Origin of the sequence: Nocardia pseudobrasiliensis NBRC 108224, from assembly GCF_001613105.1 — a bacterium.
In the GTDB taxonomy this organism is placed as follows: Bacteria; Actinomycetota; Actinomycetes; order Mycobacteriales; family Mycobacteriaceae; genus Nocardia; species Nocardia pseudobrasiliensis.
Map to the genome: position 1 here is coordinate 88,160 of NZ_BDBS01000047.1, position 14,583 is coordinate 102,742.

14 protein-coding genes and 1 pseudogene are annotated in these 14,583 nt (G+C 67.8%); 4 read left to right on the forward strand and 11 right to left on the reverse strand.

The window, feature by feature from the left end; genetic code table 11:
• Positions 1-30 precede the first annotated feature (30 nt).
• Entirely contained in the window at positions 31-1,344 is a 1,314-nt protein-coding gene (locus tag NP4_RS31900) for a lipase family protein (RefSeq protein WP_082876395.1), read from the reverse strand.
• Positions 1,345-1,533: 189 nt separating this feature from the next.
• On the opposite strand from NP4_RS31900, the gene NP4_RS31905 reads away from it, so the two are divergent.
• Positions 1,534-2,175, forward strand: a complete 642-nt coding sequence (locus tag NP4_RS31905) for a cysteine hydrolase family protein (RefSeq protein WP_068005863.1) — start codon at positions 1,534-1,536, stop codon at positions 2,173-2,175.
• Here NP4_RS31905 and NP4_RS31910 read toward each other — a convergent pair.
• The 4 genes from NP4_RS31910 to NP4_RS31925 form a co-directional block, all read right to left on the reverse strand.
• On the reverse strand, positions 2,172-4,436 hold the full coding sequence (locus tag NP4_RS31910) for an ATP-dependent DNA ligase (RefSeq protein ID WP_068005864.1): 2,265 nt from the start codon (positions 4,434-4,436) through the stop codon (positions 2,172-2,174). The two genes, NP4_RS31905 and NP4_RS31910, sit on opposite strands and share 4 nt — an antisense overlap.
• A gap of 72 nt (positions 4,437-4,508) precedes the next feature.
• The gene (locus NP4_RS31915; protein WP_062507236.1) at positions 4,509-4,754 is read right to left on the reverse strand and encodes an antitoxin; all 246 of its coding nucleotides are present in this window, start codon (positions 4,752-4,754) and stop codon (positions 4,509-4,511) included.
• Between the two features lie 15 nt (positions 4,755-4,769).
• The gene (locus NP4_RS31920) at positions 4,770-5,951 is read right to left on the reverse strand and encodes an MBL fold metallo-hydrolase (RefSeq protein ID WP_082876396.1); all 1,182 of its coding nucleotides are present in this window, start codon (positions 5,949-5,951) and stop codon (positions 4,770-4,772) included.
• Positions 5,951-6,676, reverse strand: coding sequence for an enoyl-CoA hydratase (locus NP4_RS31925; RefSeq protein ID WP_068005866.1), 726 nt, complete (start codon positions 6,674-6,676; stop codon positions 5,951-5,953). Before NP4_RS31925 ends, NP4_RS31920 begins: the two co-directional genes overlap by 1 nt.
• Positions 6,677-6,762: 86 nt before the next feature.
• On the opposite strand from NP4_RS31925, the gene NP4_RS31930 reads away from it, so the two are divergent.
• Positions 6,763-7,932, forward strand: coding sequence for an FAD-dependent oxidoreductase (locus NP4_RS31930; RefSeq protein ID WP_068005867.1), 1,170 nt, complete (start codon positions 6,763-6,765; stop codon positions 7,930-7,932).
• Here NP4_RS31930 and NP4_RS31935 read toward each other — a convergent pair.
• Positions 7,925-8,767 (reverse strand): aldo/keto reductase, encoded by an 843-nt coding sequence (locus tag NP4_RS31935; protein WP_068005869.1) that lies wholly within the window; start codon positions 8,765-8,767, stop codon positions 7,925-7,927. The genes NP4_RS31930 and NP4_RS31935 overlap by 8 nt on opposite strands.
• Positions 8,768-8,866: 99 nt before the next feature.
• Here NP4_RS31935 and NP4_RS31940 point away from each other — a divergent pair, with 99 nt between their 5' ends.
• Positions 8,867-9,163 (forward strand): helix-turn-helix transcriptional regulator, encoded by a 297-nt coding sequence (locus NP4_RS31940; protein WP_174556194.1) that lies wholly within the window; start codon positions 8,867-8,869, stop codon positions 9,161-9,163.
• Positions 9,160-9,702 carry a hypothetical protein gene (locus NP4_RS31945; protein ID WP_068005873.1) on the forward strand — a complete coding sequence of 181 codons (543 nt, stop codon included), beginning with the start codon at positions 9,160-9,162 and terminating at the stop codon, positions 9,700-9,702. Before NP4_RS31940 ends, NP4_RS31945 begins: the two co-directional genes overlap by 4 nt.
• A 178-nt stretch (positions 9,703-9,880) precedes the next feature.
• Here the strand turns inward: NP4_RS31945 and NP4_RS31950 are convergent, their stop codons facing one another.
• From NP4_RS31950 to NP4_RS41785, 5 genes and pseudogenes are all read right to left on the reverse strand, one after another.
• Positions 9,881-11,374 (reverse strand): acetyl-coenzyme A carboxylase carboxyl transferase subunits beta/alpha, encoded by a 1,494-nt coding sequence (locus NP4_RS31950; RefSeq protein WP_068005876.1) that lies wholly within the window; start codon positions 11,372-11,374, stop codon positions 9,881-9,883.
• A gap of 59 nt (positions 11,375-11,433) precedes the next feature.
• Positions 11,434-12,036 carry a GTP-binding protein gene (locus tag NP4_RS31955; RefSeq protein ID WP_174556195.1) on the reverse strand — a complete coding sequence of 201 codons (603 nt, stop codon included), beginning with the start codon at positions 12,034-12,036 and terminating at the stop codon, positions 11,434-11,436.
• Positions 12,017-12,388 (reverse strand): DUF742 domain-containing protein, encoded by a 372-nt coding sequence (locus tag NP4_RS31960; protein WP_062507252.1) that lies wholly within the window; start codon positions 12,386-12,388, stop codon positions 12,017-12,019. Before NP4_RS31960 ends, NP4_RS31955 begins: the two co-directional genes overlap by 20 nt.
• A 7-nt stretch (positions 12,389-12,395) precedes the next feature.
• On the reverse strand, positions 12,396-12,809 hold the full coding sequence (locus NP4_RS31965; RefSeq protein ID WP_011207200.1) for a roadblock/LC7 domain-containing protein: 414 nt from the start codon (positions 12,807-12,809) through the stop codon (positions 12,396-12,398).
• Positions 12,806-14,583, reverse strand: a pseudogene (locus NP4_RS41785) (MSCRAMM family adhesin SdrC); the annotation flags it as partial. The pseudogene NP4_RS41785 and the gene NP4_RS31965, both read right to left, overlap by 4 nt.

Here is a 14,583-nt window from a genome sequence, read left to right on the forward strand (position 1 = left end):
GAAAAGCGCCCGCCCGCACCCGAATTCAGCTCACCGGCACCCGGGTGCGGGCGGGGCGCCCGCGAAGCGATCGGACAGGAAGTTCATCCCGCCCAGGAATTCACCGACGGCCCCGCCATTGTGGGTCGGGAACGGTGAGTGCACGGCGGTGAGGGTGGCCCCACCCGCGCAGTAGCGATCGACCAGCGCCGAGAAACCCGGCACGGGAATCACATCGTCGGTGGTGCTGTGATAGAGGTACAGCGGCGCGTCCGGAACCGCCGCGCCCAGTTCGTTGACGGCCGTCGCCTCGCTAAAAGCCGGACTGGCCAACACATTCGGAACCGCCGCGAAGTCGTCGACGTGCGCGCCCACATATTTCGGCACCAGATCCGATCCGCACGCGGCCGCATTCTCCGCCAGCGCGGCCCGGCCCCGATCGTTGAGCAGATCGGCCAGACCCGTCTCGGGTTCGTTGCGGGCGAGGCTGAGCAGGATCAACATGGCCAGACCGGCCTGACCGCCGCCGTCGACCCGCCGGGCGATGGCGGGAATATCGGCCGGGACGCCACCGGCGCTGACACCCGCGAACACCACATCCGGAGCGTAGGCCGGGCGCAGCTGCGCGGCCCACAGCGTGGCGAACGCGCCGCCCGAATAGCCGTATGCCCCAATAGGACTCGCCGCGGTGATCCCGGCCGGACCGAAGGCCCGCGCGGCGCGAATGCCGTCCAGCACGCCGTGCGCGGCGTTCACGCCGTCGAAGAAGCGCGACCGCGGACCCTCGTAATCGCTGACCACCACGGCCCAGCCGCGGCGCAGCGTCTCGATCAGGAACGGCACATCGATCACGGTGTTCACCACGCCGAGATCGCGTCCGCCGCGCAGGGCGTAGGACGGTGCGCAGCGGGTGCCCAGACTGTCCTCGGGGATCTGATACGACAGCAGCGGGCGCGGGCCCGGCCAGGGCAGCGGCGAAACCAGCACGGTCGCCACATCGGCGACCGCGTTGCCCCTGGAATCGGTTGTTCGGTAACGCAATTGCCATGCCGAAACCGGAATCGGCAAACCGAGCAAGGCGATCGAACGCGATCCGAGGACGGCGCCATCGGGCCGAGCGGCCAGATCGGCGGGCGCGGCGTAGAACGGATCGTCGTCCGGGAACGGAATATCGGCCCGGGCAACGGGTGTCGAGATCGTGGCCATCAAGGCTACGACGCCCAGCGCCAGGGCCGTACTCGCCCGCCGGGCCGTCACCGCCGCGGCGAACCGCGCACCGGGACCACGCTCACCGGCCGGTTGACCGAAAATAGCTGCGCCGCAAAGCTTCTTCAGATACGCCAATCGAGGTAGCCCGGATCCCATCGCGACCTCCCGCGTCCGTTATCGGAAAATCACGGTATCTCTGCGAAAGACCCAGGTCAACGACCGCGAGGCTGATTTCGCACGATTGCGAAGATTTGCCGCCCTTCCGTAACCCGCAGTCAGCCATCGTTATCCGCCCCTTACCACAGGTAGATTGGCGAAGGTCACTGCGGCGAAACGGAGGCAGGCGTGCGGCACGGCAACGGGCTGGATATTCCGGAGGACCTCGGCGAGTTGTGCTCGCCGAACCGAATGGCCTTGATCGTGTACGACATGCAGGTGGGTGTGCTGACGCAACTCGACGACGGTCAGGAGATCGTCGAGCGGGTGGCGCGGCTGGTGGAGGCGGCCCGGCGCGGCGGCTATCCGATCATCTACCTGCGACACATGTTCCTGCCCAAGCGGCTCAGCGGCCGATTCGCATTGCGGATGGCCATGGCCTGGCAGGGCGTCGATTCGGTCGAGCAGGTCACGCCGATTCTGCAGCGCGACACCGCGGGCTTCCAACTGGTTCCGCAGTTGCGGCCCGGTCCGGACGAGATCGTCTTCGACAAGACGAGTATGTCGGCCTTCGAGGGCACCCCGCTGGCCTCCACGCTGCGCGATCTGGGCATCGTGTCCTATGCGATCGCCGGTGTTGCGCTGGAGATCGGCATCGCGCCGACCGTCACCCACTCCACCGATCTGGGATTCATACCCGTGGTCGTCGAGGACGCCTGCGGCGGTAAGGATAAACCGGCCATGGCCCGCGCGCTGGCGGATTTCGACTTCCAGGGCCATGTCGTGCGAACCGATGTGGATTCCCTTGTCCCACTGCTGGAGAAGGGTTAATCCGAGGACGGGATCCAGGCCGGGTGCCACATGCGGCCGGATTCCGTCCAGTTCATATAGCGGACGGTGCCGACCAGTTTCGGGGTGACCCAGACGGCGTCCTTGCGCTCGTCGGGGGTGAGGTCGTTGTCGAACGGGGTCGTCTTGCGCTCCAGGCGATGCAGGCGCGCGGCCAGTTCGGCCATCTCCTGATCGCTGAAGCCGGTGCCGACCCGGCCGACGTAGAACAGCCGCCCCTCATGTCGCACACCGACCAGCAGGGAGGCGAATTGCCGTGAGTCACTGCGTCGATAGCCGCCGACCAGCACCTGCTGGGTACGCCAATTGCGGGTCTTGACCCAGGCGTGGCCGCGTTTACCCGGCAGGTACACCGAATCCCTGCGCTTGGCGACCACACCCTCCATACCGTGTTCCTGGCTGTAGCGCAGCGCATTCGCGCCCGGCCCGTCCAGCCGCGGCGGCACCACCAGCGAGGGCGCCCGCCCGGCCAGCGCCTCCAGGACGCGGCGGCGATCGGAATAGCGTTTGCGCAGCAGCGATGTGCCGTCCAGATACAGCACGTCGAAGGCCACGAATCCGGCCTGGGCCGCATCGGCCTGCAGCAGGCCCAGATTGGCGACGCCGTGATCGTCGAACACCACGGCCTCCCCATCGAGAACCACACTGTGCCCGGACAATTCGCGGCCGAGCGCGGCCACGCGGGGATAGCGGCCGGTGACGATCAAACCCTTGCGGCTGCGCAGTGTGACCGCGCCGTCGGCGATCTCGGCGATCAGCCGGAAGCCGTCCCATTTCGTCTCGAACGCCCATTCGTCGTCGTCGAGGATCGAGACGTCGCCGGGCGTGGCCAGCATCGGGGTCAGTCCGCGCGGCAGCTCCACCGGCCCGGATCGGCGGCCGGACCGCTCGCCGTTCTCGGGTTCGGCCACGGGTTCGGACTTCATCAGATGCATGAGCCAGTTCTTGCCGTCGGTCTGGATCAGCGCGTAGCGGCCCTCGACGCGCTCACCGTGCAGCCGAACGATGACCTCGTCCGCACGCCACTTCTCGGTCTCGTAGGTGCCGGTGTCCCAGATCGTCATCTCACCCCCGCCGTACTGACCCCTCGGGATGCTGCCGTGGAAGGTGAGGTACTCGAGCGGATGATCCTCGGTGTGTACGGCCAGCCGGTTCTCGTCGCTGGAGGTCGGCGGGCCCTTGGGTACCGCCCAGGACACCAGCACCCCGCCGCGCTCGAGCCGCAGATCCCAATGCAGCCGTCGCGCATGATGTTCCTGGATGACGAAGCGATTGCCCTCCCCCGTGCCGGGCGGTCCGGGCGGCACCGGTTCCGGGGTGCGGGATGCGTCGCGCATCGAGCGATAGGTGCGCAGCGGATCCGAATCCTGTTGCGTCACGGGCGGATCCAGTCCGTCCAGCGCGTCGCCGTATTCGCGCCAGCGGGCGAGAACCTCGTCGAAGGTCAAGTGCCGCAGGCGTTTGCGATCCTCGATCTCGTCCCAGGTGCGCGGGGCGGCGACCGTCGGATGGGTTCGGCCGCGCAGTGAATAGGGCGCGATGGTCGTCTTGGCCGGATTGTTCTGGCTCCAGTCGAGGAAGATCTTGCCCGGCCGGGCCGCCTTGGCCATGGTCGCGGTGACCAGATCGGGATGCAGGCGTTCCAGGCCGGTGGCGAGCTGTTTGGCGACGGTGGACGCGCCGCCGGGGCTGAGCTCGCGCTCCAGCGGCACGTAGATGTGAATGCCCTTGCTGCCGCTGGTCACCGGATAGGCCCGCAGGCCCGCGTCGGTGACGGTATCGCGGATCCACAGCGCCACCCGGGCGCAGTCGGGCAGACCCATATCGGGTCCCGGATCCAGATCGAAGACCAGCCGGGTGACCGGACCCATCTCATCGCCCGCGAAACGCCACTGCGGCACATGGATTTCCAGCGCCGCCTGCTGCCCGAGCCAGGCCAGCCCGGCCACCGAGTCGATGACCGGATACACCACCCGGCGATCGGAGTGTTCGACCTGATGGCGGTGGATCCACTTCGGCGCGTGCGCGGCGAGATTCTTCTCGAAGAACGACGGCTCGTCGACGCCGTTGGGCCAGCGCTTGCGGGTGACCGCGCGCCCGGCGATATGCGGTAGCAGCGCGGGGGCGATGGTGGTGAAGTACTCGATGACCTCGCCCTTGGTGGTGCCGGTGGCCGGATACAGCACCTTGTCGAGGTTGTTCAGCTCAACCTCGATACCCCCGAAATCCCGGCGGGACACCATATTCGAAGTCTAGAGGCAGGCGCCGACAAGGACAGGCCGCTCGCGTCGCGAACGGCCTGTCACCGGGGGAAATCAGCCCTGCGGAGGGGCGGGCGGTTCCGGTGCGGGCGGCGGCGGGGTCTGCGGCTGGTCCTTCTCGGGGATGGCGTTCTTGATGGCGTCGGCGCCCTTTCCGATCTGGTCGGAGTACTTGCCCCCGGTCTTCTCATTGATGAACCCCCCGGCCTTGTCCACGGCGCCGTGGACCTTCTCCGCATTCTCGGAGGCCGCCTCGCGACCCTTCCCGACCAAGCCCTTCAGCGTATCCATCAAGCTCATCGGCCCAACTCCTCACTAATCGGTCTTCGTCACAGCCTTTCGGACATCTTCCCACCACCGGACCTGCGGTGATACCGCATTGACATCGATACGCTGACCGGGCAGCGGCACCGCGACCTGCGTTCCGGCCGCCTTCGCCGCGGTCAACAGCCGCTGCACCGGCTCCGACCAGCCATGGAACGCCAGGTTGAAGGTCGCCCAGTGAATCGGCACCAGCAGTCCGTAGCCGGGATCGCCGGCGCAGACATCGCCGTGCGCCTGGACCGCCTCCTCCGGATTCAGGTGCACATCCGGCCAGTGCACGTCGTAGGCCCCGATGGGCAGCAGGGTCAGATCGAACGGACCCGCGGTCTCGCCGATCTCGGCGAAAGCCTTGGTGTAGCCGGTGTCGCCGCCGAAATAGACCCGCCGGGTCGGCCCGGCGAACACCCACGACGCCCACAGCGTGGTGTTGCGGATCAGGCCCCGACCGGAGAAGTGCCGGGCCTCGGTGCAGGTGATCACCAGATCACCGGTATCGGGGCCGATACCCGTGAGGCAATACGAAGCGCCCCAATCCAATTCGACGATCCGCCGCTCGGGCACCCGCCACTTGCGCAGATGCGCGCCGATTCCGATCGGCACCACGAACGGCGCGTCCTGCGAACGCACCAGCTGCCGCACGGTTTCCCGGTCGAGGTGGTCGTAGTGATCGTGGGAGATGACGATCGCGTGCACCGGCGGCAGCTCCGACAGCGACACCGGAACCGGATGCAACCGCGTCGGTCCGACCACCTGCGACGGCGAAACCCGTTCGCTCCATACCGGATCGGTGAGGATGCGGTAGCCGTCCACCTCCACCAGCGCCGAGGCGTGGCCGTACCAGGTGACCGCCAGCGTGGCGGCCCGCTCGGGCACCTCCGGCGTCGCGAGCGGGATGGCATTCGGCGGTCGTCCGACATTGCGTCGGGTCAGGGCCGAAAGAATAAGCGACACAGCCGATCCCGGTGCGACCTGAGTGCTGGGCTCGGTGTTGTGGAACTGTCGGTTGCGATAGCGCGCCGAGGCGACCGCGACGGGCGCGATCGCCGAGACCGAGGCGCCCATGGCCGAAGGAATTCCCCAGGCCGCCCGCACGATCCAGGTCAGTCCGACCGCACCGGCGGCACCGACTGCCGCCCGGCGCGCCAGGCCGAACGCGGTATTTGCAGCTCCCATCATCGCCCCTCGAATTTCGCCGCGCGCTTCTGTTCTCGGGCCGCCCGCGCCTCCTGCGCGTCGGCGCTGGACCAGGCCGCCGCGAGCGCGGCCACCTGATCCGGGGTGTCCTCACCATGGCTGCCGTCGTCGTTGAGCACCAGTTTGAGATGCCGTAGCGACAGCGGGGCCAGTTCGGCGATCGACTTCGCCCAGGCCTGGGCGTCCTCGACGGCGCCGAGCCGGTTGGCGTAGCCGAAAGCGTAAGCGTCGGTGGCCGATACCGGCTCGGCCCCGAGCAGAATGGTGCGCGCCGGGCCGCCGCCGATCAGGGCGCTCAGCCGCCGGACGGTCCAACCGTCCACGGACAGGCCCAGTTTCGCGGCGGGAATCGCGAGGTAGGAGTCGGGGGCCATTACGCGCAGGTCCGCGGCCAGCGTCAGCTGTACGCCCGCGCCGAAGGCCGCGCCGTTGATCGCGGCGATCACCGGAATCGGCGTGGATTCGATGGTGTGCAGCAAGTCCAGCAGGCCGCCCAGGAAATTCTGCGAGTACACCCCGTCCAGATCGGCGCCCGCGCTGAAGATCGGTCCCTGACCGGTGAGCACGATCGCCCGGGCCGTCGCGGCCGCCTCGGTGACGGCCTCGCGCAGCCGGGTCACCAATTCCTCGTTGAGGGCGTTGCGGCGCTCCGGGCGCTGCAGTTCGATGGTGATCACATCACCATCGCGGCTCACTCCCAGCATCTGGCCTCCCCAGTAATGCGGTGTCGGTTCCCTTCACTCTATGCGGCGTAAGGTTGCTTACCCGCACCCGACGCACCCCGCGTAGGGTGACGTCGGTGACGGCACCCGATTTCGAGATCCTGGTGATCGGCGCCGGCCAGGCCGGATTGTCGGTCGCCTACCATCTGCGACGCCTCGGATTGCGGCCCGCGCAGGACTTTCTCGTGGTGGATCACGCCCCCGCGGCGGGCGGCGCCTGGCAGTTCCGCTGGCCCTCGCTGACGCTGAGCACGGTCAACGGCGTGCACGATCTGCCCGGTATGACATTCGCTGAAACATTGCCGGAGGGTTCGGCGGATGTGCCCGCCGCGACCGCCGTGCCGCATTACTTCGAGCTGTACGAGAAGCGCTTCGAACTGCGGGTGCGCCGCCCGGTATCGGTCCGGGTCGTCTGCGACCGCGCCACGGTGAGCACCTGTCCGCAGGCGGAGGTCGACGGCCTGCTGCATGCGGAGACCATTGCCGAGGAAACCGAGACATCCACCGCCGCAACAGATTCGGACCGATCGCCGGATGACGATATCCGGGTGCGCGGGATCATCAATGCCACCGGCACCTGGGACAAGCCGTTCATCCCCTACTATCCGGGCGCGGAGACCTTCGCGGGCCGTCAGCTGCATGCCCACGACTACCGCAGCGCGGACGAATTCGCGGGTCGGCATGTCGTGGTCGTCGGCGCGGGCATCACCGCGGTGCAGCTACTGGACGAGATCTCGCGAGTGACGACCACCACGTGGGTGTCGCGGACCGAACCACGTTGGCGGGATGGGCCTTTCACTCCCGACGTGGGTCGGCGCGCGGTCGCGATGGTCGAGGACCGGGTGCGCCGCGGACTGCCGCCGCGATCGGTGGTGTCGGTGACGGGTCTGGCGGTCGACGAGCGGGTGCGCGCCGCCCGCGCCCGCGGCGCGTTGGACTGGCATCCGATGTTCCAGCGCATCGAACCCGATGGGGTGCGCTTCGCCGACGGAACCCTGCAACCGGCGCAGATCATCCTGTGGGCCACCGGATTTCGCAGCGCTCTCGATCATCTCGCACCGCTGCGGCTGCGGAGCCCGGGCGGCGGGATCACCATGACAGGTCGGCTGGCCACCCAGGTCGCCGCCGACCCCCGCATCCATCTGATCGGATACGGACCCTCGGCCAGCACCATCGGCGCCAACCGCGCGGGGCGGGCGGCGGCGGTGGAGCTGACCGAATACCTCGGGCTCAGTTGATTTCGAGCGGATCGCCGCCGATGCGGGTGTCGTTGTCCAGGGCGGCGATGCGCTGCATCTGTTCGACGGACAGTTCGAAGGAGAACACGTCGAAGTTCTCCTCGATACGCGAGGGCGTCACCGACTTGGGAATCACGATATTTCCCAACTGCAGATGCCAGCGGATGACCACCTGCGCGGGCGTGCGTCCGGTCTGCTGCGCGATCTCGGAGATCACCGGATCCTTCAGCTCCGCGCCCTGCCCCAGCGGACTCCACGCCTCGGTCGCGATGCCGCGCTCGGCATGGAAGGCGCGCAGTTCGGACTGGGCGAAATACGGGTGCAGCTCGATCTGGTTGACCACGGGGACCTCGCCGGTCTCGGCGATCACGCGCTCGAGATGGTCGGTATTGAAGTTGGAGACGCCGATCGAGCGGATGCGGCCCTGGGACTTCAGTGCCTGGAACGCCCGGAAGGTGTCGACGTAGCGATCGCCTGCGGGGCACGGCCAGTGGATCAGGTACAGATCCAGATAGTCCAGGCCGAGTTTGGTCATGCTCTCGTCGAAGGCGCGCAGCGTCGAGTCGTAGCCCTGTTCGGAATTCCACAGCTTAGTGGTGATGTAGACCTCGTCGCGAGGCAGCCCGAATTCGGCGATGGCGCGGCCCACTTCGGCCTCGTTGCCGTAGATCGCGGCGGTGTCGATGCTGCGGTAGCCGACCTCCAGCGCCTTGGTCACGGCGGCCACGGCATCGTCGGTCGAGACCTGGAATACACCGAAGCCGAGCTTGGGAATCACGTTTCCGTCGTTCAGGACGACAGAGGGTGCGGCGCTGCTCTCGCTTTTGAAGGTCACGTTCCGACGGTAGAAGCGCTGGGCCGACCGGTCAAACAACCCGGTCAGTGTGTTAGCTCGGCCTTGACAGATCGTTGGGTTTTTACAACACTATGTTGTGTGAGTCCGGTGAGAAGGGGAGAAACCCTACCGATCTACAACCGCATCGCCGTCCTACGTGCCGAACATCGCATGACCCGGGCGGCGCTGGCGGAGGCGGTGAACGTCAATCCGCAGACGATCGGCGCGCTCGAGCGCGGCGATCACTATCCGAGCCTGGATCTGGCCATGCGGATCTGCGAGGTGTTCGGACTGCCGATCGAGGCGGTTTTCGCGCGCACCGAATTCACACCGCTGTCGGCCGAGGTCTACGCCCGGCCGCGGCCGACGGGAGAAGAACAGGAAGGACAGCCATGACCTACGCGAGCACCGGTCTGCTCGACCGCTATCAGAGCTATCGACTACGGCGCTGGGAGGCGCAGGGCCGCCGCACCGCGGGCATGCTCCCGAGCTGGCGCACCCGCGAACGCCGACGCGTACTGGTCGTGGTGGTCGCCGCGGCCATCGGCACGCTGTTCCTCACCGGCCTACTGTGCGCCTTCGATCTGCGCTGGGCCCCGCTGATCTGGGCCCCCGCGACGGTGATCTTCATGCCGGCCTGGGCGATGCTGCGCATCGCGGCCGAACGCCTGGACAACGCACCCACCCAGGCCCTCGACGAAATGCAGATCGAACAGCGCGACGCCGCCCGCTCGATCGGGCTGGCAATCACCCAGTCCTTCACCGTGATTCCGGTCTTCTATCTGATCCTGTCGGGCGCCTTCTTCCCGGACAGCAACGCCTTCCACACCGCCTACGCCGGCGGCGCGATGGCCCTGGCCGCCCTGCTCGCGGGCGGCTGCACCCCGGGCATGATCCTGGCCTGGACCCGCCCAGACCCGGACCCTGAGCCCTGACCGGCACCATCCCGGCACAATCGGGGGGCATGCGGAGACAGCGGGCCGCCTTCGGCGCGGTCCGGCTGGTCGGCGGCGCGAACCCCACAACACCGACAGTGCGCCCCTCCGACGCGATCCGGTGTCCGGCGGCACGAACGCCGAAAGGCCGATACGGGCCGCCTTCGGCGCGGTGCGGCTATTCGGTGGCGGGGAGGCCGAGGCGACGGTAGCGGGCCTGGCGGTTGGCGCGGAGTTCCGGGAGGGGGCGGCGGGTCAGGTCGGCCAGTTCGGTCGCGATGGCCGCGACCATGCGGTGGGCGAAGTCGGTGGGTTCGTCCGCCGCGTCCGGGTGTTCGGCGACTATGCGGTCCACTATTCCGTCGGCGAGTAGGTCGGTGGCGGAAATGCGTTGGGCGGTGGCCAGATTCGGGGCGTGGGCGATATCGCGGTGGACTATGGCGCTCGCGCCCTCCGGAGGGAGCGGGGCCAGCCAGCCGTTGGTCGCGGCCAGCACTCGGTCGGCCGGGAGCAGGGCCAATGCGCCGCCGCCGCTGCCCTGGCCCAGCAGCACCGAGATCGTCGGGGTGTCCAAGGTGACGAGATCGGCCAGGCAGCGGGCGATTTCGGGGGCCAGGCCGCGTTCCTCGGCCTCACGAGACAGGGCCGCGCCCGCGGTATCGATCACCAGGACCAGCGGCAGCCGCAACTCCGCGGCCAGGTGCATACTGCGCCGCGCCTCGCGTAATGCGGCCGGGCCCATGGTGTTTTCACCGTCGCGGCCCGAGCGATCGTGACCGAAGATCACGCAGGGCTGCCCGCGCAGGCGGGCCAGGGCGTGCACCACGGTGCGATCGGATTCGCCCTGTCCGGTGCCGCTCAACGGAACTCGATCCGTCGCCCGACGCAGCAGGGCGCGAATGCCGGGGCGATCGGGACGCCGGGACGCCAGCACCGACTCCCAGGCCGATAACGGCGAAACAGACTGAGCGCCAAGCGATTCGGCCGAATCCAGTGCGACGGACTCGCTGTCGACCACATTCAGCACCCGATGCACGATCCGCCGGAATACCGTGATCGACACCACGCCGTCGACAACCCCACTGCGGTAAAGGTTTTCGGCGGTCTGCACACCGTCGGGAAACTTGCGCCCATAGAGCGCCTCGTACACCCGCGGACCGAGGAATCCGATCAGCGCACCGGGTTCGGCGAAGGTGATGTGCCCCAGCGATCCCCACGAGGCGAAGACGCCACCCATCGTCGGATGACGCAGATACACCAGATACGGATATCCGGCCGCTTTGTGCGCGGCGACCGCGCCCGCGACCTTGACCATCTGCACGAAGGCGATCGTGCCCTCCTGCATGCGGGTGCCGCCCGAGGCCGGTGAGGCCAACAGTGGCAGACCCAGTTCGGTGGCCCGCTCCACGGCCGCCACGATTCGCTCGGCCGCCGCGACCCCGATGGATCCGGCGAGAAAGCCGAATTCACAAGCGATTACGGCCACGCGCCGACCACGCAGGAGCCCCTCACCGGTCAGGACCGATTCATCGGTACCCGCCCGGCGCTCGGCGGCGCGCAATTCGGTCCCGTAGGCGTCCGACGCGCCGATCGCCAGCGGTGGGCGATCCCAGCTCACGAACGAGCCGGGGTCGAGCAGTCCGTCCAGCAGCCCTCGGGCCGAGATCGTCACGCGCGAAGCCTAACCGGCCCACACCGCAGCCCCGGAAAGCCGCCGCGGTGTCGGCCGGTTCAGTAGCCCTGTACGACCTTGCGCAGCGCGTATTCGGTGACCGAGACCAGCGCCTGCTTCACCGGCTCGCGGCGACGGGCGTCCATCGACAGGATCGGCACATCCGCCGGAACCGCGAGGGCCTGGCGGATGTCCTCGAGCGGGTACCGGGGCGCATCGTCGAACTCGTTGATGGCCACCAGGAAGGGTAGGCTTCGCGCCTCGAAGTAATCGACGGCGGCGAAGCTGTCCTCCAGCCGACGGGTGTCGACCAGCACCACCGCGCCGATGGCGCCGCGGATCAGGTCGTCCCACATGAACCAGAAGCGATACTGGCCGGGCGTACCGAACAGATAGAGCACCAGATCATCGGCGAGGCTGATCCTGCCGAAGTCCATGGCCACCGTAGTGGTGGCCTTCGTCGGCACCGCCGCCAGGCTGTCGACGCCGACGCTGGCATTGGTAACCAATGCTTCGGTGCGCAGCGGAACAATCTCCGAAACCGCACCGACCAGGGTCGTCTTACCCACACCGAAGCCACCCGCGACCACGATCTTGGCCGAGGTGGGCTTACTGGTGCGGGTATCGACCTGGGCCGTCGAATCAAATACGCCGGAGTCCACTGAGAACCCTTTCGATCAGCTCGCGACGTTCATCGTCGCTCGAATCGTCTTTCAAAGTCGCCGAAACTTTCACGTGGCCGGCCTCGATGAGGTCGGCCACGAGTACTCGGGCCACCCCGATCGGAATACCCAGCCGGGCAGCCACTTCCGCGACAGACGGCGATTCTCTGCACAACTCCACGATTGACGTCTCGATGTTGGTGAGTTCGAACTGCCGCTCGAGGGCGACCGGATGCGATGCGACGAGCGCCTCCAACGCCAGATCCACCTTCGGCCGCGTGCGACCGGAGGTGAGCGAATACGGGCGTACGAGGCTTGGCTCGCTCCCCACGCGCTGGTTGTCTATGTCCATCCCGCCATCAGGAACCCATCGTGACGCGAGGTGTGGCCTGAACTGTCTGGCCTACTCGCTCGACCAACAACGCCATCTCGTATCCGACCTGTCCGATATCGCAGGACGTATTGGTCAGCACCGCGAGATAGGAGCCGTCGCCGACCGCCATCAGCAATAGGTAGCCGTGCTCCATCTCGACCACCGACTGCAGCACCGTGCCGCCTTCGAAGAGATTCGACACACCAACCGAGAGGCTGGCCAGTCCTGCGGTCACAGCCGACAGCTGTTCGGCACGGTCGACGGGCAACTGAGCGCTCGCGGCCATCAACAGACCGTCCGCCGAAACCAGCACGGCATGAGCGACGCCCGGAACCTCGTTGGCGAAGTTCGAAACCAGCCAATCCAGCTGACGGTTCGTACCACCTAGATCGGGGTTCATCGGTCTCCTTTATCTCCGGTTAGGTTCATTGCTCTCATTGCGCGGCCATCCCGGACGCCCTGCTGGTGACGACTCAGACTTGACCTGATGGATTCTGGGTCACGACGGGGTGCGCGGTCGGCGTTTCCGGTAACACCACCCGGAACGAGCCGGTTGCCGGGGTCACGCTGTGGCAGTCCGGCCGCGGTTCGCTTCTCGGGCTGTGTCTCCACGGCCCGCCGAGCGGCTTGCCAGCCTTCATCACCCGGTGATTCGAAGGCAGCGGCCACTTGGGACCGGTCCGGATTCGGATCGGACAACCACGCGGACATCATCTCAGCGAAGATCGGACTGTCCATAGAGGCCCCGGAATCGACCGTCGGCTGCAGCCGGGTCTGGAAGAACGAGGCCGTCTTCTGCGGATTCGACCGGAAGCTGTGCCGCCCCCGCTCGCGCCCCTCGCCCGCATCGCCCGACGGCTGTTCGGCCGCCGGAAGTTCGGGCTTGGGCAGGCTCAATCCCGGTGTCGGCGCGGGCCGCGGCGGCAGGCCGGCGCCCGGCTGACGCTGCGGCAGACCCTCCACGGCCGAATGCCGCGGCGTCGACCCGGAATCCCGCTGCGGCAGCCCGTTCCCACCCCGCTGCGGCAGCCCGTTGGCGCCCGGCTCACGCCGCGGCGGCAGCCCGTTGGACGAATCCCGCTGCGGCAGCCCGGTCGCCCCACGCTGCGGCAGGCCGGTGGCACCCGCCCCACGCTGCGGCAGACCGGTATCGCTCGAACCACGCTGCGGCAAACCGTTGTCGGTCGATCCACGCTGGGGCAGACCGGAATCGGAAAATCCACGCTGCGGCAGACCCGAATCGGTCGAACCACGCTGCGGCAGACCCGTATCGGAAGGTCCACGCTGGGGCAGACCCGAATCGCTCGAACCACGCTGTGACAGGCCGCTGTCGGCCGAACCACGCTGCGGCAAACCGGTGTCGCTCGAACCACGCTGGGGCAAACCGGAATCAGCCGAACCACGCTGCGGCAAACCCGAATCGGTCAAACCGCGCTGCGGCAGACCCGAATCACTCGAACCACGCTGGGGCAGGCCGGAATCAGCCGAACCACGCTGCGGCAAACCCGAATCACTCGAACCACGCTGCGGCAGGCCGGAATCAGCCGAACCACGCTGCGGCAAACCCGTATCGGACAGACCACGCTGCGGCAAACCCGAATCGGTCAAACCACGCTGCGGCAAACCCGAATCACTCGAACCACGCTGCGGCAAACCGGAATCCCGCGATCCACGCTGCGGCAGACCGGAGTCATTCGACCCGCGCTGCGGCAGGCCCGAATCGCCGGAACCACGCTGCGGCAGACCGATCACACCCGAATCGCGCGACAGCGGATCCGAATCCGTCGAACCACGCTGCGGCAAACCGGAATCGCTCGAACCACGCTGCGGCAGACCGATCACGCCCGAATCCCGAGCCGTCAAAGGCGAATCCGCGGAACCGCGCTGCGGCAGGCCCGTCGCGCCGGCATCCCGCTTGGGCAGGCCGGTCGAGCCAGGTTCGCGGGACGGCAGGCCGGTCGAACCCGCGTCACGTGACGGCAGGCCCGGGCTACCGGTATCCGAGGACAGACCCGTGGGCGCGGACTCCCGCTGCGGCAGACCATTGGCCCCGCGCTGCGGCAGACCACCGGCACCCGGTTCGCGCGCCGGAACGCCATTGGCGCCGGGCTGGCGCTGCGGCAGACCACCGGCCGCCGAGTCACGCTGCGGCAGACCGCTGCTGCCCGGCTCCC